This window comes from Streptomyces sp. NPDC050439 (genome assembly GCF_040655335.1).
Lineage (GTDB): Bacteria > Actinomycetota > Actinomycetes > Streptomycetales > Streptomycetaceae > Streptomyces.
This window is the reverse complement of the sequence record NZ_JBFAJT010000015.1, coordinates 110,804-130,512: the sequence shown is the minus strand read 5'-3', so window position 1 is coordinate 130,512 and position 19,709 is coordinate 110,804. Positions and strand designations below refer to the sequence as shown.

At 67.8% G+C, this 19,709-nt stretch carries 16 protein-coding genes and 2 pseudogenes; 4 read left to right on the top strand and 14 right to left on the bottom strand.

The window, feature by feature from the left end; genetic code table 11:
- Positions 1 to 644: 644 nt before the first annotated feature.
- From AB0I66_RS41760 to AB0I66_RS41745, 4 genes and pseudogenes are all read right to left on the bottom strand, one after another.
- Positions 645 to 1,413, bottom strand: a pseudogene (locus AB0I66_RS41760) (transposase).
- Positions 1,414 to 1,612: 199 nt separating this feature from the next.
- A complete protein-coding gene (locus AB0I66_RS41755; protein WP_363213321.1) occupies positions 1,613 to 1,891 on the bottom strand; it encodes a hypothetical protein in 279 nt (92 codons plus the stop codon).
- A gap of 56 nt (positions 1,892 to 1,947) precedes the next feature.
- Entirely contained in the window at positions 1,948 to 2,445 is a 498-nt protein-coding gene (locus tag AB0I66_RS41750; RefSeq protein WP_363213320.1) for a hypothetical protein, read from the bottom strand.
- A 719-nt stretch (positions 2,446 to 3,164) separates the two neighbouring features.
- A complete protein-coding gene (locus AB0I66_RS41745) occupies positions 3,165 to 4,133 on the bottom strand; it encodes a hypothetical protein (RefSeq protein ID WP_363213319.1) in 969 nt (322 codons plus the stop codon).
- A 1,390-nt stretch (positions 4,134 to 5,523) separates the two neighbouring features.
- Here AB0I66_RS41745 and AB0I66_RS41740 point away from each other — a divergent pair.
- Positions 5,524 to 5,889 (top strand): hypothetical protein, encoded by a 366-nt coding sequence (locus tag AB0I66_RS41740; protein WP_363213318.1) that lies wholly within the window; start codon positions 5,524 to 5,526, stop codon positions 5,887 to 5,889.
- The gene (locus tag AB0I66_RS41735) at positions 5,889 to 6,740 is read left to right on the top strand and encodes a Crp/Fnr family transcriptional regulator (protein ID WP_363213317.1); all 852 of its coding nucleotides are present in this window, start codon (positions 5,889 to 5,891) and stop codon (positions 6,738 to 6,740) included. The genes AB0I66_RS41740 and AB0I66_RS41735 overlap by 1 nt, the downstream gene beginning before the upstream one ends.
- A gap of 389 nt (positions 6,741 to 7,129) precedes the next feature.
- Here AB0I66_RS41735 and AB0I66_RS41730 read toward each other — a convergent pair whose 3' ends face one another.
- From AB0I66_RS41730 to AB0I66_RS41705, 6 genes are all read right to left on the bottom strand, one after another.
- Positions 7,130 to 7,633, bottom strand: a complete 504-nt coding sequence (locus tag AB0I66_RS41730) for a hypothetical protein (RefSeq protein WP_363213316.1) — start codon at positions 7,631 to 7,633, stop codon at positions 7,130 to 7,132.
- A gap of 225 nt (positions 7,634 to 7,858) precedes the next feature.
- Complete coding sequence (locus tag AB0I66_RS41725) at positions 7,859 to 9,109, bottom strand: helix-turn-helix transcriptional regulator (RefSeq protein WP_363213315.1); 1,251 nt, start codon at positions 9,107 to 9,109, stop codon at positions 7,859 to 7,861.
- 490 nt (positions 9,110 to 9,599) lie between these two features.
- Positions 9,600 to 10,901: a hypothetical protein gene (locus tag AB0I66_RS41720; protein ID WP_363213314.1), complete on the bottom strand. Its 1,302-nt coding sequence runs from the start codon at positions 10,899 to 10,901 to the stop codon at positions 9,600 to 9,602.
- 101 nt (positions 10,902 to 11,002) lie between these two features.
- A complete protein-coding gene (locus tag AB0I66_RS41715; protein WP_363213313.1) occupies positions 11,003 to 13,801 on the bottom strand; it encodes a serine/threonine-protein kinase in 2,799 nt (932 codons plus the stop codon).
- Positions 13,802 to 14,018: 217 nt separating this feature from the next.
- Positions 14,019 to 14,162, bottom strand: coding sequence for a hypothetical protein (locus tag AB0I66_RS41710; RefSeq protein WP_363213312.1), 144 nt, complete (start codon positions 14,160 to 14,162; stop codon positions 14,019 to 14,021).
- 292 nt (positions 14,163 to 14,454) lie between these two features.
- On the bottom strand, positions 14,455 to 15,714 hold the full coding sequence (locus AB0I66_RS41705) for a pentapeptide repeat-containing protein (RefSeq protein ID WP_363213311.1): 1,260 nt from the start codon (positions 15,712 to 15,714) through the stop codon (positions 14,455 to 14,457).
- 125 nt (positions 15,715 to 15,839) lie between these two features.
- Here AB0I66_RS41705 and AB0I66_RS41700 point away from each other — a divergent pair, with 125 nt between their 5' ends.
- Positions 15,840 to 16,022: a hypothetical protein gene (locus tag AB0I66_RS41700; RefSeq protein WP_363213310.1), complete on the top strand. Its 183-nt coding sequence runs from the start codon at positions 15,840 to 15,842 to the stop codon at positions 16,020 to 16,022.
- A 145-nt stretch (positions 16,023 to 16,167) separates the two neighbouring features.
- On the opposite strand, the gene AB0I66_RS41695 is transcribed toward AB0I66_RS41700, so the two are convergent.
- The 4 genes and pseudogenes from AB0I66_RS41695 to AB0I66_RS41680 form a co-directional block, all read right to left on the bottom strand.
- Positions 16,168 to 16,980, bottom strand: coding sequence for a pentapeptide repeat-containing protein (locus AB0I66_RS41695; RefSeq protein WP_363213309.1), 813 nt, complete (start codon positions 16,978 to 16,980; stop codon positions 16,168 to 16,170).
- A gap of 428 nt (positions 16,981 to 17,408) precedes the next feature.
- Positions 17,409 to 17,810 (bottom strand): annotated as a pseudogene (locus AB0I66_RS41690) (DUF664 domain-containing protein); the annotation flags it as partial.
- 31 nt (positions 17,811 to 17,841) lie between these two features.
- Positions 17,842 to 18,087, bottom strand: coding sequence for a hypothetical protein (locus tag AB0I66_RS41685; RefSeq protein WP_363213328.1), 246 nt, complete (start codon positions 18,085 to 18,087; stop codon positions 17,842 to 17,844).
- A 479-nt stretch (positions 18,088 to 18,566) separates the two neighbouring features.
- The gene (locus tag AB0I66_RS41680; RefSeq protein WP_363213308.1) at positions 18,567 to 18,791 is read right to left on the bottom strand and encodes a DUF6207 family protein; all 225 of its coding nucleotides are present in this window, start codon (positions 18,789 to 18,791) and stop codon (positions 18,567 to 18,569) included.
- Positions 18,792 to 19,111: 320 nt separating this feature from the next.
- Here AB0I66_RS41680 and AB0I66_RS41675 point away from each other — a divergent pair, with 320 nt between their 5' ends.
- A complete protein-coding gene (locus AB0I66_RS41675; protein ID WP_363213307.1) occupies positions 19,112 to 19,495 on the top strand; it encodes a hypothetical protein in 384 nt (127 codons plus the stop codon).
- Positions 19,496 to 19,709: the final 214 nt, after the last annotated feature.

The following is a 19,709-nucleotide window of genomic DNA, read 5'->3' as shown; positions in this document are numbered from 1 at the left end:
GCCCCCAGACGCGGGCAACGATCAACCCCACAACGGGCAACGATCACCACACACTCACCAAAGCTGCTGATCAGCGGTACTCAAGAACACCCCACCCCCCGCAACACTCTCAACGGCGACCGAGGAGGCCGCCCGGGCAGAAGGGCAGCCAGCGACAATACGCTCAGGACCGGAGCCACCGTGAGGATCATGCCCTGTGTCCCCGATGTCCCGGTGGCCATTTGGATTGGCTGGATCTGCAGGAAGATACAGCCGCGAGCATGGGCCTTCTCGCAGACCGCCTCCATTAGACCAACGACTCCGCACTGCCGGGGCGACGTTCGAATACACGCACCAGGCAGCGAACTTCGCATCAGGCGGGCGAAGAGGAACTCACCCGTCGGCCCTGTCGTGAATCATCGGACAAGCATCGTCGTCCTGATGGACGGCTGCGGATATTCCGCGCTGGTGTCACGGGCAACCTGATCCGCCCGCACCAGGGCTGACTGCGCAGTCCGCGAACGTTGTTATCCGGCGCACGACAGGCAGCCGCTACGGTCCGGCGGTCCGACAGGCCTGGCGGAGCAGTCACCCGCAGGCGGTTTCCTAAGGCTTGTCCCGCAATGATCTTCGGATGAGGTCTGGTCGTGGTGTGACGGCCGAACCTATCTGGAGAGGTTGAGGTTGTGCAGGCGGGCGATGCCGAGCATGGCGTGGTGGACGCCGTCACCCCTGAGACGACAGTCGCGGAGGATCTTCCAGGTCTTCATGCGAGCGAAGGCGTGCTCGACGCGGGCGCGGACCTGCTTGTGGGAGCGGTTGTGTTCCTGTTTCCAGTTGGGAGTTCCTCGCCGGCCCGGCGGCGGTGCGGCATCACCAGTCCGGTTCCTGGATAGCCGCCGTCGGCGATCGTCATGGTCTTGCCGACGGCGGCCTTCGCTCCCGATTCCTCCCAAGCTCTGCAGTCGTTGCGGTTTCCTGGCAGAGGCCGGCCGACCATAACGACGCGACGGGTGTCGGCGTCGATGACAACCTGGTGGTTGGTGGAGTACCGGTAATTCTTGGACTGCACGGCGATCGCATGATCGCGGGTGGGCACCAGAGTGCCGTCCACTATGAGGACGGTGTCCTTCGCGAAACGCTGTCTGGGCTGAAGCGCGAGAGAAGCGGACCGAGATGCCCGATGATCCGGTCGGCCGCAGATTTCGAGACGCCGAACAACGGGGCGAGCTGGCGCATCGTCAAGTTCGTGCGCCAGTAAGCCGTCACAAGCAGCACCCGGTCCTCCAGTGTCAGGCCCCACGGTCGACCCCGCCGTACCTCTTCAGCACCCTCGCGCCGCAGCGCGGTCACCAACCTGCCGAAGCAGCGGGGACTCAGCCCAGTGAAGGGGGTTATCCGGGACGGCTCGGACGCCGTGATCACACCAGCCACACCAAGATCATCACATCGCAGCCCGGCGAGACTGAATGCGAAACCTCACGTGGAAAGGCGGAGATCTCCGGCCCAACTGTCACAGCGAACCCGGCCGGAGGCGAAGGCCACCTCAAGTGCGATGCGGCCGGTCTCGGGCTCGAACTCTTCCCTCACCGCCAGGACATCTTCTCCGAGGTGGGCGGCAAACGGCGTCCGATCACCAACCGAAGCTACCTCGACGCGTCCCCAGCTTGCCCATGTCGTATCCCTCGTGCGGACTTGAGGAATCCAGGATCAGGCACCAGTCCGAGCCAGTCGTGATGTGCACGGAACGGCCATGGCTGTCGATCAGCCACATGTCCAGCGGACCTTCCGCTTCGTCGTCTCCGCTCCGATGCCACGCGACGAAGACCTCCTCCAACCGGCGCCCAATCAAGATCTCAGGACGTGCGCCGGACCCGTGCAACGGACACTGGTTCAGCTTCTCGGACTCCACGCAACGACCGTACAGCCAGCCAACGTCCCAGCTCACACGCTTAAACGGGACAGCCCTTAGTCAGCCTCACGGTAGCGGCGCATGACCTTGGAGCCGGGCGACCATCCGCCCTGCTTCTCCATGACGGCGTCGGGGTTGCCCGCCCGGGAGGACTCGGTGACCAGGCCCCGGCGCGGGCTGTGCCCGGTGAGGCCGCACATCCAGGTCGGCGCGGCCCCCGATGCGTTCGAGGATGTCGCCGACCGTCTCGGGCTCCAGCCCCTTGGGCAGCACGGTGTGCCAGCGGTTGTGCAGGGCCCGGAAGGCGAAGGATCGGGGGCGGTGTCGAGGCCCAGCTCCGCGCGCCAACGTCGCCAGGCCCGAACGGGGCAGAGGTAGGCGCGGGAGCCGAACGGAACGGCGACCACTTGCGGGGTCACCTTGAAGACGCGGACGTCGACCACCAAGCTGCGACCCTCGGAGTCCTCGATGACGTCGCGCACCCGTAGGTGGGCCAGTTCGTGCTCGCGCCCGGCGACGGCGAAGTGCAGCGTCATCAGGCTGAGGTCGCGCACGCCGAACCGGGTTGTCGGGCAGTGTGGCGGCGCCCTTCTCCATGTGCCGGACGAGCAGGGCGTCGGCGGACCCGCGGCCGCGGGTCTCCCCGTCCTTGGCCATCTGCTTGACCTTCGCCTGGAGAAGGGCGCGGGCCTCCTCGGCGATGCCCTCGGCCAGCTGCAGCTTGTACTGGCGGCGTGCGGTGACGACGACACCAGTGAGGCGGCGGTCGATGGTGGTCGGTGCGGTGAGGGTGCCGCGACCGCGGCCGGGCTGGGTCCAGCACCAATCGACGAGCGTCGCCAGGGTGCCGGTGCGCACGGCCGCCGGCGGGAGCTCGCTCTCGGCGCAGTACCTGAGCCAGGCCTTGCAGTAGGCGCCGTAACCGGTCCGGGTCTTCTCCGGGCGGTTGTCCTCGACGTGGGCGGTCGCCTCGCGGTCAGCCGGTCGAGCTTCGCCTGGGTGGCGGCGTCGAACGGCGCGGGACGGACAGCTGCCTCGATCTGACGGTCCGTGGTGCTCACACTGACCGACAGATCCGCGTTCGTCATGGTCTTCACCTGAGTGTTCGTCACGCGCCTTTTTCCGTACCACGGTTCGCAGCATGTGGTTTCCGGATATGGGGAGCGTTTATCCGGAGTCCAGACGGGGTGAGCGGCCGAGCAGCAGAAGGCCTCCCTCCCTCAGCGAGAGAGGGAGGCTCAGAACGATCCGAGGGCCCGTCGAAGTCCGGCTCTTAGGCAGCTGCGGTCAGCTCACCCGGTCCCTTACGCGCGTCAAAGACCAATCCGCGGCCAGCCTGCAGCGCGTCCACTGCCCGCGCACCCACCGGAAACTGGCGTCGGATGAGGCACCAGATGGTGCATATGTAGGCCATGAGCAGGGCGGTGGTTTCGTTCTTGCGCGGGTCGCAACGTGCTTCCTCGGGGATACCGAAGGCGTCGAGCAGATCCCGGAGGTCGTCCCGGGCCTCGACAAGTTCGGTCCGGCTCACTGAGACGGTACCCTCCTGCAGGGCGTGGACTTGTGCGTCGAACAGCTCGTGCAGCCGATGACCGGTGAGCTTCTCGACTCCGAAGGCGAACAGCAAGACCTCAAGGGTCTGCCGTGCGCTCTGCGGGAGTTCGTCTTCGTAGACCCCTACCGCTACCAGCCACCGCTCGATCGCTTCGTCGTCGGCCCCGCGCAGCACGCCTCCCCACAGAGCGGTGAGGATGTCGCGCCAGATGTCGCGGGGCGCGTCGTGGCCGTGGGCTCGGAGCCGGGCTCGCATCTCGCGCTGCATCTGCTGCCAGTGGCGGCTGCTGTGGCGCGTCATCAGCCGGGCCATCACCTCGGCTGCCTCGAACGCGGGGTCGAGCTCGAACCCCTCCGGCACTGAACAGGCCTGTGCCTCTTGCTGGAACCTGTCCACGATCTCCCGGACCAAACGGGTGCCGGTCTCCCGCAGGGCCCGGGTCAGCACGGCGTCCTTGATCGGAGCGCCGTCATACCAGGCGAGCACGGCCAGCTGTACCCACCCCCGGCCGCGGCGGGCGTGGCGGCCCATCGCGATGGCCAGCTCCCGGCTGCCCTCCGGCAGCATCGAGCTGCTGCCGGTCTTCCCCTGCCAGGCCCGGGTCGCTCGTGGGAGCAGGCCCCACTGTCGCCACCGCTCCAGTTGGGCGGTGCTCACCGTCACGCCGGCCGCGCTTACCTCGGCCATCAGTTCCCTGTCCGCCCGGCTGGGCGCGCTTCGTGGCATAAGTAACGAAGCTACGGCACGGCACTGACAACGCGACGGGGCCAACAACGCGGGGGTGCAACGCAGTTGGGCTGCTGCACCCCCGCGTTGTTGGTCGCCTTTTGGCGGCAGGCAGGTTCCTACCGTCGACAGAGGACGACGGCGCCCGCCGTCACCGCCCCCGGAAAGGAACCCCCGTCCATGGCGCAGACCTACGTGCGTGGCCATCTCCGCAACGGCCGCTACGTCCGCCCTCACTACCGCACCGTTCACCGAGGCACGGGATCGCAACGCCGAGCCCAGTACCGGACGGCGTCCCGGTCCGTCGGCACGGCTCGGCCGAGTCGTTCGGGTGCTGCCGCCGTAGGTGGCGGCGGCCTGCTGCTCTTGCTGCTCATATTGTTGCTGGTCGTGGCGAACAGCGGCAGCAGTGAACAGCCCGCACCGAAGCCGACGTCGAGCCACTCAGCCTCGCGTTGAGTGGGCGGCGGGCACTCCGCAACGGACCGTTGTGCGGAGACCGGCTGCCCTCGCCTGAGCTTCGGTCCCGGCGCCTGGTGACGGCGCCGGGACCGAAGCTCAGGGCGGCGGCGTCCATCAGTGCGTAGGGCGCGGCCGCCAGCCCCTGTCCGAGAGGTCGGGCCGATTGTCAGTGCCGTGCCGTAGCGTGATGGTGCGGAGCGTATGAGCAGTGGCACGAGGAAACCCCAGAGGCGGCCGCTCTTCCGCAGCGAACCGGCAAGACCTGCAGGTGAAGTACGTCACACGAAGGCGCTGAACTGCCCTGTTGCGGGCCGGAAGTGACTATCCGGTAGGTGTTTGGCGCGGTCCCGGAATGACTGAGGGGCGGCGCCGTTGGCGCCGCCCCTCAGGTTGCGAGTCCTGTCATTCGTCGAACGTCCTCCCTGCTCAGAGAGTCGGGGGGCCCCAGGGGCACCACCCCCAAGGGGCCCCACACGACAGCTGCGCTAGGCCCACCAAGGCTCAACGTCAGCCCGATGACTGTAACGCCGCACCCGGCCTCAGCATTCCATGATTTCAGGGAATTCACTCACTTGCCTTGGGCGCAGGGAATTTTGTCGTCCGGTAAACCTCTGGGCGGTGGTAGAGGGAAAATGCCGTCGGCATGCTCCTGAAGGGCGCGCGCACGGGCGCGTGCGCCCCTCCCGGACACGAAAGGAACGTCACCTCGATGTGGAATCCTTGGTCCGGGGCGACAGTTTCTGTAGGCCCACACTCGTGCTATATCCTGCTGCGATCGAGAAGGTCCTGTTTTTAACGGACCACCAATCCGTGGATCTTCTCGTTGATCTTCCGCTAGGCCCACCAACAGCTCGTCAATAAGAAACTCAACATCAGCCAAGGAGTACCCGTGACCGGGTTCCTCGTTGCCGTGGTCGCGATCGTTGCGATCGTGGCCGTTCTTGTCGCTTATGCGATCAAGAACCTCTCATCCACCCCTATGCGGATCGTCGCGGTGATCACCGCCATCACGGCGCTGGTCGTGGCGCTGCCGCCGCTCTTCGACGCCCTGCGCCCCGCCGACCCGGCCGCCGAGCCCGGCGTGCAGGCGCCCACGACGCCCGTGGCCCCGCCGACGGGCACCGCCCCGCCGGCCCCGGACCCGGCCCCCTCGTCCCCGGCGTCGCAGGCGCCGGGCACCGCATCTGGGACCCCGCAGGCGGTGCCCGGTGCCTACTCGGGTGGTCACGGCCGCCCGGGAGGTGAGGCCCTGTGATGGCGGGCAACCGTCGGCGGGGGGACCGCGACCGTGCCTTGGCCCAGAACCGGGCCCGTGACCGGGCCCGCCCCCTTCTGATCGGCAACTCGCTGTACCAGCTCGACGAGACGACCGGCCGCGTCCAGTTCGAGGCCACCCGCACCTTGGACGCGATGCTCGACCACAACGCGTTCTTCCAGCGCTTGCCGTACGCGCACCGGTACGACCTCGCCGCGACGTTCCAGCGCCGTATCTACCCCCGCAAAGATCCCCTGCGGGGCTCCGCCAGCGCGATGGTGCACGTCGTGCTCAGCGGCTGCGTGGTCGAGTCTGCCTCCTACGGGGAGACCTCGACGGTACGGATCCTGGGAGCCGGATCCGTGCTGGGCGACCTGGAGGTCTTCGACGAGACACTGCCCACGCCCACCGCCCGCTGCCTGAACACCACGACGACGATGTCGCTGCCCATGGAACGGATGCGGCTCCTGGCCGAGAACAACTCCGTCTTCAGCGCGGCGCTGGGCACCGCCGTCACCGACCGCCTGGTGACCTCTGAGCGTGTGTACAACCGCGTCGGACTGCGCCCCGAGGAGCGTCTGGCCGGGCTCTTCACGCATCTGCTCAGCATCTGCGCGGTGCCCTGCCCGGCCTTCGGCCGGATGCTCGAGGGGCCCTCCCAGACGGACCTGGCCGAGGCCCTCAACCTGAGCCGGGCCACCGTCGAATCCGCCCTGCGGTTGCTCCGCAGGGAAAACCTGGTGGTCACCGGCTACCGGACCTTCCAGTTCCCCTCGGAAGCTGCCCTCGCCGGATTCGGTAAGGTCCGCATTCCAGCTCAGCGGGTTACCGGAGAAGCCTCGCACCGATAGATATTTGCGCGACCACGAGGCGCCGGTTGGGAGAGAAATCTCCTGACCGGCGCCTTTTCCTGTGTGGTCTAGACGTATTACTCTCTCGAAGACTTCAAAATTAGGCATTGATCCTTGATTTCGGAACGTTTTAGAGCGAAACCCGAATTCACTTTTTGGCAGTTTAGGGCGTAGATAACCGCATGCGCCACGAGAAGTATGTATTGCCGCTTGTGAGTACCAGGTAAAAATGCGAGGCAGTCGATGCTCCGGTGCTCGACCTCTTCGCCAATCCCCGCAGCCCGCAGGGACTTGGGCGCACGGTCGGTCGCGGTTCGTTGCGCACGCGCATGCCGCCGGTGCCTCCTTGATCAGCTCGTCGCCGTGCCGGCAGAACTGAGTGCCCTGCCTCATCGGGTGCCCTGTTCGTGCGTAGGGGCGCGGGCTTCCCGCAGCGCCAGCCGAAGACGGGTCCCGGCCCGGCAAGTCTGCTGCGCCCGGCACGCAGGGCAGGTGTCCAGGTGCGCGACGCAGTCCCAGTAGACGGCCTGCGCCGCCGCGGTCTCCTCCAACTCCCCAGCGGCCAGGCAGTGACGGCCCCTGTCGATCAGGGCAGTCACGGACGGCAGATCGCACAGATCGCCCGGCTGCTCGGGCAGCACCAGCCAGTACGTTCCCGGCGGCGCGGTCAGGTGCGTCGCGGGCACGCCCAGATAGGTGCCGGCCCCCAAAAGAGGCGCCACGTCCTGGTGCTGCCAGGCCCGACGAGGGGTGGGCTCCACCAGGACGTAGTAGTGGGTGGCGAAGGCGTCGCAGATCACCGGTCCCGCCAGCGTGCGGGCCAGCGTCCCGCGCACGCTCTCGGTGAGGTCGGTGCCGCACGCCGCATGCACGAGGCGGCCAGGCAGCCTCACCGCGCAGAAACGGGTACCGCACGGGAGCAGCGCAACACCCCGATCGGTCCACTCGCGTGAGGCCTGCGCGGGGCCCTGTTGGGCCTGCGCGAACCACTGCGAGATGGCTCTGTCTGAGTGCTGCGTGTCCACCGTCTGCCCCTGCCGTCATCGTCGTCAATCAGGTCTGATGACGACCGTAGGGGCGAGTGTTGAGGACCTCCGACCGGATTGCGGTCGGTGCCTTCAGGTGGCCAGGAGCCCGATCTTTGTCGCGAGTTGGGAGGCCCAGCGTCGGCGGGGAGCCTGCGGAGATTCGACGGCCTCGATGATGATGCTGCGCGCGTAGCCGTTGTAGCGGATCGTCTCGGGCGCGGAGCGGTGCGCTTTCTCAAGGGTGGCCAGGGCGACATCGGGTTGGTTGTCGAGTGCGTAGCCCCTGGCCTCCTCGATGCGGTGGCGTGCGCGGCGGGGCCTGGAGCGGATGGCGTGCTCGTCGGCGCGGGCTGCTTGGCGGACGGACTCTGCACCCTGGTGGAGTTCCACGGCGACGGTGACGGCGTGGGCGCCCATGATGGCCTGCGAGAACGAGGTGACCGGGTGGTAGTAGTCCACCTCGAGGCGAGAGGCCATGTTGTTGGCCGTGTCCCAGTGGGCCCATGCGGTGCCCGTTTCCCGGCGGCGGGCTGCGGTGTATCCCAGCTCAAAGCGCAGTGCGCCGGCGATCGCCAGGACGTCGTCGCTGGCGTCCGGCACCAGCGGCTCGAGCAATTGCAGAGCCTTGAGATTGACCGCGTCGGCGGCGTCGAAGTGGCGGGGGCCGCTGTCGCGGTGCGCCTGGGCCATGAGCCAGGCTGCGACGCCGATGGCGTGTGGGTCTTCGGACTCCTGCGCTGCGATCATGCCGCGTTCGGCGACCCGCCACAGCAGGCTCGAGTCGGGCTGGTAGGCGATGAAGAACTGCGACAGCGAGTACGTCTGGGCGAGAAGTCCCTGCGCTGCGCGGCGGTCGCTGCTGGTGTCGGCGTGCCGCACCAGCAACTGCGCGTCCCGGATCAGGTCGGGCAGCAGCCTGCCGATGACCTCGCGGTGGTTCGGTGCACGGTGGCGTGCCTTCCATGCGGCGTGCAGGCGGGCCTCAACGTGTGCCACGGGGGGCGGCTCGACGGCGGAGGACAGCGGGAAGCTGTCGATGGCGGCCTTGACCGCGGCCAGCCGCGGGTGGTCGGGGCCGATGAACAGATCAACGTGCAGGTCCGGGTGGCCTGTCAGGTCGCCCAGGTCACCGACCCGCAACGCCTCAGCGATACGCATCACCATCTCCAGGCCAGGTGCCTTCTGTTGTCCGTTCTCGATCTTGCGGAGGGTGTGAGGCGACACGCCGACGAGGTCCGCGAGCTGACCCTGCGTCATACCGCGCCGCTCGCGCAGAATCTGCACGCGTTGGCCAAAGCGCAGCGGGTCGCCGTACGGGTCGGGGCTGACATTCGAAGGCACGCTCTCACCCCAGTCTCTGAACAGGTCGCACCGTCAGGGTATGGGGCGCGGCCACTTCTACGGCAGGATTCCGACCGGAAACACCCGAGGGCAAGACACCAAGCCCATACCGCTCAAAGGCGATAGACCTCCCGCCACACCGGCGCCGGGGGCACGGCTTCCAGGGCCGGGACCGCCCACAGGAGCGCGGCGGTTGCGCCCAGCACCGGCCCGCCATGATCTGCAGTTCGGTGCGGTCCACCCACGCCACCCAGGCCTGCTGCGGCCGGTGCAGTGGGAAGTCGAGGCACTCGATCCTGCAGAGCTTCAGCGCCTGGTCCTTGCCGCCGTCGCCCCGTACATCGATCCGTCCGTCCTTAGCGCCCGCATCGCCCAGGAAGAACGGCGACGAGAGCAGCTCAGAGCATTCACGAGCGCGTGGCCCTCCAACCGTGCGCCGGACCGCGAGTGAGCCGAGCCGCTGCCGCGCCGCGAGCTTCACCGGCGCCAGCTACTCCTCCTCGGCGTAGAGGTACATGTCGAGCTGCCGCAGAAGAGCCTGCACGGTCAGCAGGGCGCTTAGCGCGAACTCGCTACGGCAGGAGTCCACCGACGCGTTATGCGCGCCCAGGTGGCGATTAAAGGTGTCCTGTTGGTCCACGCCGTTCAAGAACATGTTCTTCATGGCACTCACCACCAGGTACGGGGCGAGCATCAGCACCTTGAAGTCCCCTGCCCCAGAGCGTGTGCCGAGAGCTCCGGCGACCATTTTGTGACTCCCTGTGCCAGCGAACTGGGCCTGGGGGAAGTGGCCTTGCAGCCAGGCGTGACCATGGCGGCGCATGAGCGTGTCAAGGAGGTTGCCCAGAAGAGCCTGAGCGGCTGCGTCGTGCCCGGCGCGCACGCATTCGGCGGCCTCCAGGGTGAAGTTCACGTCGCCGGAAAGCGCCGGGTGGTCAACATGCGCCAGGCTCTCCTCGACGTCGTCGACGACGTCGGCGCGTCGATCGATGAGCAGGCGATGACGCTGCCTGGTCGTCTTCAGCAACATGAGGTCTTCGATGAGCTCCGCGCGGGGCGCCCAGGCCAGGCACACTCCGTCCTTCACACTGATCCGAAGCAGCCACGGCCAGGACGAGACCTCGGTCTTGAGCAGATTCTCCGGCAGCAGGAGGTCGCGCACACGACGCTCGAGGGACGTCAGGCGGCCCAGGAGGCCTTGAGGGTAGAACGCCTGAGCCCGCCCAGCGGCCTGCTGGAGCGCGGAAGTCCACGAGGGGGACATGGCCGAGGCCCGGAAAGCGGCCAGAGCTGACATGGCGCCCGCATCGATCGGCAGCCCACCGGAGTGGCTTGTAAAGGCGGCCAACCGCTCGGCTGCCACAGCGGCGGGAGACAGCGCATCGAGGGCGCGACGGCCCAGCCACGCGCTCGCGTGGCTACCGGCCAGGCTCCCGTTCATGGCCTGATACAGCTGACTGGAGCCGGGCGTGGTCTGGATCCGTCCGAGTGCCGCAGCCATCCGGTCCAGGGCGCTGCTGACTGCGGGGCGGTGCAGCGTGTCCAATTTTGCCTGCAGGGCCGTTGCGGCGACCGTTTGTGCCGCGGCGCGGAGCAGCAGTTTCTCGGTGTTCAAGGTCCGGGCCCGAAGGAGGTCAGGTCGTGTGAAGGATGCGAGGGCTGACGCGTAGTAAGGGCGCATCGCCGCCGCTGTGCCTTTCTCGCGCAGCATGCGTTGGGTCGCCGGTGGAAGGGGCCGGGACGCGCGCCGCTCGCCGTGCTCCTGGTCCTTCGGCTCCGAGTCGTCTGCCATGCCGGTCAGCCTCTCCTGCACCACTGACATCCGTCAGCGTCTTGGCGCTCTTGGTGGCTGCGTGGCCGCTCGTATGGACAGTCGGGTAGGCGACCGTAGCTTTACTGATCGGATTGGCGCTGCGGGTCATTCGGCGTCGGCGAGACCGCGGCCCGGATGACGCTGCGCAGACCAGTGTCGACGCCTCGTTCGCTCTCGAGCTCCCAGAAGTGCCGGGCGCTGCTGGGATGTTCACGCAGGACCGAGGCGACGGCGGAGGCAGCGGGCCCGGAAAGACGACGCAACCAGTCATTGATGGAATCCTGCGGTTTCCACTGATCAAAGGCTCCGTCCCAGATACACATGCCTTGTGCGGCCGCGTCGAGCAGGCCCCACTCCTCCTCGCGGGCAGCGGTCCGGGCCACGCCCAGCAGCCACCAGATCGCCCGGTCAGCTTCGATGTTCGTGGGCCACTGACCGCGATCGCCCTTGACGTGAGATGCCAGCGCAACGGTGAGACCGATGGCCTGAACGGGGTTGGCAAGCAGTGCGGTTTCGGCGCTGTCCATGTCCAGGCGGGTGACGGCGTCGAGATAGAGCTCGTAGTTGTCGGGCTGGTTCGCGGCGAGGACGAGCAGCTGGGCTGCGGCGTCCTCGTCACCGTCGGCGATGGCCGTCAGGAGGGTCTGCGCTCGTGTGATGGGCAGATCGGTCTGTGGGGCGATCTCCTGTTCGACGAGGGCGAGGAAGGCAGCCATGGTCTGGGGCCGTTGCGCCGCATCCAGGTAAGTGGCCTGGCGTACGACGCCTCGCCAAGGGCCCGCCGGCGGCAGGAGCGGCACATTGGCCTGTGGCCACGTTCCGGTGAGAATCCACCCGATGAGCTGCCCGAGGCTGTAGACGTCGCTGGCCGGGGTGGCGCCCTCGTGCGGGTCCGTGGACAGCTCGGGTGGGGCGAATCCCAGCGTGCCGATCTCCGCGCCGGTGAGCGGACCGGCTGCGCTGCTCTGCCCGCGGGCACGTCGCACGATGCCCCAGTCGGCGACGGTCCAGCGGCCGTCGAGGAGCAGGATGTTCGCCGGTTTGATGTCTCGGTGGATCCAGTCCGCCTCGTGTGCCCTGGCCAGTGCCGAGGCCACGGCGTCCACTAGTTCGCGCAGGGCGTCGTCGTTCTGCAGTTCGGTGCGCCGCGTTTGGGCAGTCGCCTGGGCCATGGGCATGACGAACCAGTCGTAGGCCGGGCTGAAGTCGAGGACCGGCATGACGTGAGGGTGCCCGCCGAGCATCTGCGCGATGGCGACCTCTCGTTTCATGCGGCGCTGATTCTTGGTGCCCTTCCCCTTGCTTCTCTTGTAGGCGACCTCCGTTCCGGTCCTCTTGTGCTCGGCGCGGAAGACTTCGCCCTGGCCCTCGCTGGCCAGCGGCAGCCGGTCCAAGCGGTAGTCCTTCTGTACGCCGCGGGCGCATCGGCTGACCAGGTCGAAACCTGGTGTGGGCTGGTCGGTTTCGGACGGCAGGTCTGCGGCAGTGGGCCGGTAGCCGGAGAGGCGGACCAGGACGGGCTGGATGCGGGTCGTCGCGTTGGTCGGCAGGGACGCCAGGAGGTAGGCGCTTCCGCTGCGGGGCTCCTGCGTGAGACCAAATACCTGGCCAAGGCGCAGGTCGGCAACGGGTTCACTCGACCGCTCCCCCACTGCGGTGCGGTGCACCGTGATGCCATTGCCAGAGCCGTCGGCGGACGCACTCAGCACGCTGTCCGGCCCGGCCGCCAGCAGATGAGCCGGATAGTGGCCGGGGGTGGGAATCCATTGGTCCCGCCCACCGAGCTCTGTGGTGCGGCTGAGGTCGACCACCGCGCTGTGTCCGCTGGCGGCAAGGAAGAACCGGCGGTCGCCGAGCCAGACGGCCGACCGCACGGCGGCCTCGAAGGCGACCGGGTAGCGCATCTGGTTGCCCACCGCATCGCCGGCCCAGGTCAGCGCGAGTGTTCCCTCCCCTGTACCGAAGGTGACGCCGCAGCCGGACAGCACCCACGGCTCCTGATCAGGTCCGGCCAGCAGCTGCGCACCCGGGTCGAAGCCTCCCGCGAGGGCGCTGACAACGCCCTGGTGCCAGCGCACCAGGGCCGGGCCGCACATCACGAGCACAGAGCCGTCCGGGGCGACGAGCGGCGCGCCATGGCATCCGGGCAGCGTCAGGAGCCAGCGGGAGTCGCCCGTGACCGGGTCGATGTCGCAAACGCCGTCCTGGCTGGTGGCGAGCAGCGACCGGAAGCCGCGCCAGACCATCCCGGTCGCATGGCGCTCTTGTGCTCCCCCGACGAGCAGCACTTCGCACGCGGCGCCCGCCCACACTGTGCTCGGCACTTGGGCAGGAGTGCTCAAGCGTGCGGCCGCGGCCATCGTCGGCACCGGAGTGTCCGCGGCAGGCCGGGTCACCAGCGCAGCCAGCGGCAGGTACGTCTCACGGCGGCGGAAGACGTCACGGATGAGGTCTGCCAGCGGCAGCAGACCAGCGACCGCGGCGTCCACGTGCGTAGAGTCGAGAACCACGCCGAACCCGCGTACACCCTCGATCAGTTCCTCATTTGAACTCTGTGCACGCGTCCAGGACAGATGCGCCCACCGGGTGTCGCCTCGTTGCCCGGTCAGGCCGGCAGCACGCACAATGCGCGCGACCGTATTCTCCCGGGTTCCCGACTCCTCCACGACGCAGCTTACGAAGTGGTCCCTGCCTTCATGATCGAAGGAGACCGCCCGGACCCCTCCGACATCGATCACCTGCACCGCGTCATGGGCCACAGTTCGCCGCAATAGCACAGCGATGAGCGCGGCCAGCTCCGCCGATCGCACGTCGGGCGGCGCCTGGTCGTCCCTCACCCACTGGCCATACCGGATGAGGAAATCCTGCTCGTCGTCCACGCTGCGCTTCTTCGCTCTTGGCCACGCGCTACCTGATGGTTTGCGCCCTGTTCACGATTCTGTCCCAGGGACCCGGTAGATGGAGCCGGATCTGGATTCCGGCCCGGACTTCTTCTGGGTGTCGGCGTGTGCCATCGCTTCGCCGGGTTCAGGCCGGATGGCGCGTCTGCGGGGGCGCCCCGCCGCACCCGCAGGATGGAGGACACGCTCACCACAGCTACCTGCGCCTGGTCATCTGCTGCATCGCGTCCAGGAGCAGATGACAGTTGGCGACCGCGTTGTACGTGCTTCCCAACGGCTGATAGCGATAGGAGCGGCGATGCGCGGACCACAGGCCTCGCCATGCTGCGTAGGGCGCCATCGCGTCATGCCAGGTACAGGTGCTGAGAGCGGTAGGAGCAACCTGCGGCTTGGCGGAAAGGCGGTTCACTTCCCTTTCCAGGACTCCTCGGCGGCCAGAGCGCTTGCCCGGGAGAGCACCGCGCTGTGCTCGTCGCCCGGCACGGGCTCATCGCGGCAGGAATCTTCGGGTGACATACCGTCACCATGCCCGAAACCAAAGACGCAATGAAATGCGGTTCACCGGCGTCTCGCTGGCTCTGGGGCAGCAAGGCGAGCCACAAAGGGGTGCTGTAGGCCGCGGCAGACGGCGGTCAGGGCACCGGTGACCGCCACCGCGGAGGCACGCGGAGCCCGGGCGGCAGCGGCTGCCCGGGCGGGGGCAGCAGGTGGTCCGGCGCGCGGCCCACCGCCGAGGCGAGGTCGAGGAAGCCGCCACGGAACCGCGCGTGGACGAAGTCGACCGTGCCGCTGATGGAGAACTCCGCGGCGGTGTAGTCGACCGTGCCGCTGGAGAACTCCGCGGCGGTGAAGAGGACCTCGGCGCCGGAGAACCTCGCGTCGGCGAAGAGGACCTCGGCGCCGGAGAACCGCGCACCGGAGAAGTCGGCCATGCCGTCGGAGAACGCCGCGCCGGAGAAGTCCACCGTGCCGTCGGAGAACTGCGCGAAGACGAAGTTGACCGTGGCGCCGGAGAACTGCGCGTCGACGAAGTTGACCGTGGCGCCGGAGAACCGCGCGCCGGAGAAGTCGACCGTGCCGCTGGAGAACTCCGCGTCGACGAAGTGGACCCCACCGTTGGAGAACTCAGCGCCGGTGAAGTCGACCCGGCCAGCGGAGAGCCGCGTGCCGGTGAAGTCGAATCGGTCGCCGGTGAACACCGCGTCGACGAAGTGGACCGTGCCGCCAGTGAACACCGCGCCGGAGAAGTCTCCGCCGTCGAAGACGACGCCGGTGAAGTCGAGGTCATACCCCTGCCAGGAGTGATGCGTCTTTTCGGAGGCGACCGACGTGCGGTCCCGGATGAGGCGGATGATGGTGTGCCGCACCTCGCGCGAGGCCTGGTAGGCGTGCCGGGCGGCGGTGTCGTCTGGGGGGAGGTCGGCCTCGGCGGTGTAGGGCAGGCGCAGATATGCGCACAGCACGTCGATGCACGTCTGGCGCAGCAGGTCGGTGGGGGCGTCGTCGGCGAGCCCGGCCAGTGCGTGTACGCCGCCCAGGCGCACTGCGGCGGATTCGTCGCCGAGTTGGGAGACGGCGGTGGTGAAGCGTTCGGTGTGCAGGCGGGTCGCCTCGCGCAGCGCGCCGTCCTCGTCCACCCGCTGGCGTCGGTAGGCCACGACCAGGGCGACCAGCGCACCGGCCCCGGCCACCACTCCGAATGCCAGCTTCACCAGGTCGAAGAGCGTCTGCGAGGTGAGTTGACGCTGCTCCTTGAGGCCCCGGGCACCAAGCAGGTCCCAGCCGGCAAAGAACACCGCGGCCGCGATGGCGACCGCGGCGACGAAGGTCAGGGACAGGACAAGGCCAACGTTCCACAGCCGCAGGCCGCGCCGCTTCCGGCGTCGGCGCATCTGATCGAAAATCACACCGCAGGATCGCCCGGGACGCCCACCTGGCGCAGCCCTACGGCCGGATCGGTGATGGTGTCCGCCGTTGGCGTGCTCTTCACCTCCCGGATCCCTCGCACCGGGTGCCCGTGAGCCGGGCACGAGCAACGCGCGGCCAGGCCAAAGCGCATGCGGACGCCCTTCTTGGCTTCGTCCAACTGCCCGGTCCGGCCGGGGACGCCTGGGGCAATCTCTGCTTCGTCACCGCCGCGGACTGGCTCGCCGGACGTTTACAGCGGTGGCCCGCCGACGCGGCGACCCGGCATGACTGAGAGCCATCCGCCGGCACTGCCCGTCCTGGGTATGTAGGCGCTATTCGGACTGCCGGAGCTTGGAATCTTCTGCTCGATCACCCAGTGGATTTTTTAGGCCGGTGTTGTCCAACAGGGATGCTAGCGCCCCCTAACGGCCCTACGGTTAAGTGTAGTTGAAATCCGGTGCTTCGACTTCAGCGATTCGAGCCCGGATTGCCGGATCCTTGGCTAGCCGGGGATCCATCTGTGTGTCCGAGTCGATAAACGCTGGGACGACGTCCTTCACCTCGGCGTACGTGTCGCGCAGGTCTGCACCGCGCAAGTCTGCTCGACGCAGATCTACATTCCCCAGGTCCACACCGCGCAGGTCCGCTTCTTGCAGGCTAGCGTCGCGCAGGCTTCCGCCGCCATTTAGGACTGCGTGGCGCAGGTTCACCCTTGTCAGATCTGCGTCCCGTAGGTCCGCTCCCCCCAAATCCGCGTGAAACAGGTCTGCTTCGTACAGGTCTGCCTCGAACATGTTTGCCCCAGAGAAACTGGCACGGGCTAAGTCCGCGTTCCTCATACTCGTTTCACGTAAATTTGCTCCGTACATGTTGGCATCGTTTAATTTCGTGTTCTCCATGTTGGCGCCGTGTAGGTCCCCGAACCTTAGATTCGCACCGCTCAAATCAGCGCCGCGCAGGTTTGCGTCGTACAAGTCAGCTCGATCTAGATCAGCTTTGGGTAAATGGCCGCCGCGAAGATCAGCTCTTGCTAGAGGAATGCGCTTGCCAGAATCACCATCGGGGTCGAGATCACGCAGGCTCAGATCGAGGCCAGGGAGCCAGCTGTCGCGTAGATCGAGCTGAAGCTCTCCGTCGCGGCTGGCATCGCGACGGGTCAAGACCGAGAGGGCGGCGCTCACGTCCGCAGATATCGACCGTCCCTTCGCGGGGGGAGTACTGGCGTGGGTACGGATGTAGGCCGTCAGCACGTTTGTGATTGTGGGGTGGTCCCGGGGCGAGTCATGCATGATGCGTTGGAGGGCATAGAGGCCACCCAGGCGTACCTGAAGCTTGTCCTCGCCCAGGCTGGATACTGCCGCGCTGTACCGATCGGTGATCTGACCTTCCCTACCAAGCGCCCTGTCCTGGCGGGCGTTTTCGTTCGCTTGGCGGTTCTGCACGTTCGAGTACCACAGACCAGCGACAGCCACGAGTGAGGCAACGAGAACGGAGACCAACTCGATCCGGCGAGCCCAATCAAGCCGAGTCCCAGTGGGCTCTTGGCCGACAGGTACGCGCGATCGGGCCCTGTTCTGAGATGTCCGGCCGGAGGACCGGCGAGGCCGCAAGTGGCGGGGACGGCGTTCAGGCATGGGAATATTCGATCCCCATTTGGGCTCCGATGGGGCTGAACCCCTCACTCCGTATCTCGCTGCGCGTGGTGCGCGACAGGATCACCGGAGGCATCCAGTTTTTGTACCGTGTTGTCGGCCATGTCTGAGCGGGGTTCCTGTCGGCCAGTGCCGGCGAACGACGCTTCGTCAGCCGTCGTCCTCCCCTTATTGATCGTCGCGTCGGAGTGCTCCCAGACACGGCGGTAACGGCCGTTGATCTCTGCACGTGCCTCGTGCTCTGTTGCCCACAGATCAGCGTCGCGCTCTTCGGCGCTGTCCCACCGGGGCATAGCTTCAGGGAATGGCTGGTCGAAGACTTCGCCGAAGTACCTGGTTTCCAAAATCGACAAGTGCTTGATCAGGCCGAGAAGGTTGGTACCCGTCGGGGTCAGCGGGCGACGCCCGTCGTATTCGCCAAGCCCGTCGCCCCGTGGGCTTGCCCCACGCTCGTCAGCCTCAGGTGATGGTGTAGGTGCTGCCGGGGAACTCCCAGCCGTCGCAGCCGTCGCCGATGTCGTCACAGATGACGAAGACGATGAAATCGTCCTCGAACTCGCCGTCGCCGAGCTCTCCCTCGAGCCACTTCGCCTCGATGGGGGGCCCAGTGGCCGTTGCGGCGGTTGGGGGCCCGTGACCCGCCCCTCCCGGTTGCCGCCGCCCGAGACCAAACCGAGGCGACCACGCACGGCGCCAACTGGCCATCACGGCCCGCCAAAAGCCCGCCACCCACCTCAACCACGAGACCCCCTCCTCGCCCCCGACAGGCCGCCCGCCCCTCCCTGTCGATCAACGGCACGACCGGGAGCAGCCATCGGCTCTGCCTTCCCTCACCCGGCCATCCCTTTCGTGCAGGGCCACAGCCCGGGCGCGACCACACCCCCACGCCCCGGTAGGTGCTGCCGGCCCCACAGCCATCCCACAAGGCCAGGCCGCCCACCAGCGCCCTGGCCGACGCTGCCGCCGGCGCCGCCACGCGCGCAGCCCAGATCGAAGAAACTCCACCCGGCAATGAGGCCCTGGCCACCCGCCCGGCCACATCACCGGCGCCCACCGCGACGAGAGGACCGGCTTCTTCGGCCACGCCTCCCCGCACCCCGACAGCCCCTGCCCCTGCCCCTGCCCCAACTGGCTCCCGGGCAGAGCGAAGCACGCAGATCCGGCCGCGATGAGCGCGCAGCCAGCTACGAGCCGGCCCTCGCGCCGGGAGCAGACAGCGGCACCGCGTCGCCGTACATACGCACGCAGACCCCTTCCTGGCCCGGCACCCGGAAAGGCTCCGAGGCCCCGGTGAGGTTGTGGCAGGCCACCAGGCGATGCGCCACGGCGAGCGCCGTCTGCTCGTCTGCGGCCTCCACCGTGATGCGGGCCAAGCCGGAATGAACGAGATGCGCAGCAGGACGGGTCATGCCTGCACCGACGCCCCTTTGGGCAGCGGCAGTTCGCATCTATCCCACGGTTCACCCGTCCGAGAACCGCCACCGCCGTGCGGCATCGGCCCGGCGTCCTGGAACTCCTGCGCGAGAGGCATCCCCCTGCCGTGTTCCATGTGAGCATCCGGCGTTGCGATCACCGGCCGGAAATCGCCGGGCGATCACCAACGCCCCTGTAGGGGCGCCGAGTTGGCGGACGGGCCTTGTCAGTGGGCGCCGCTACCGTTTAACGAACGGCCGACGAACACCCGGCTTCCTTCTGGGCCAGCGCCCCCTTCTCCGCCGAGGACCCGCTCGTGACCTACGTACGTCCCCACCGACGCCGCGACGGCACCTACGTCAAAGGCCACCACCGCCGCACCCGGCCCCGCGCCGCGCAGTCGTATACGTCCCCCTCCCCCGCCCCTGCGCGGCGCAGTCCGTCACGGCCCGGGCCGGCCGCCACCGGACCGACCACTTACGTCGCCCCCTACTCCCGCGCCGACGGCACGCACGTCCGCGGGCACCACCGGTCCATATCCCCCCGCACCGTCGCCGTCGCCACCGGCTCCGGGGGCGGCTTCCTGCTCCTGATTCTGGTGCTACTGGCCCTTACCGGCGGGCCGGGCGACAGCAGCAACACACCCGCTGATCCCAAACCCGCACACTCCACCACCGCGCCCACCACCCAAAACCGGTAGCCCCTCACACGCACCACCAAAACCCCCCGCCACGGAGGACACCAGCCTGCCCACGCTCTCACGGCCATTCCACGGTGCGCGAACCCTCACCACCGAGAAACACCAACGGCACCCGGAGATACAGGAGTTGACGAGATCTCGATCGAGCGGGTGCGCGACGCGGTTCGTGGCTCGGCAAGCGGGGGTGAGCCTGGCCAGCCCGACCGCATCAAGC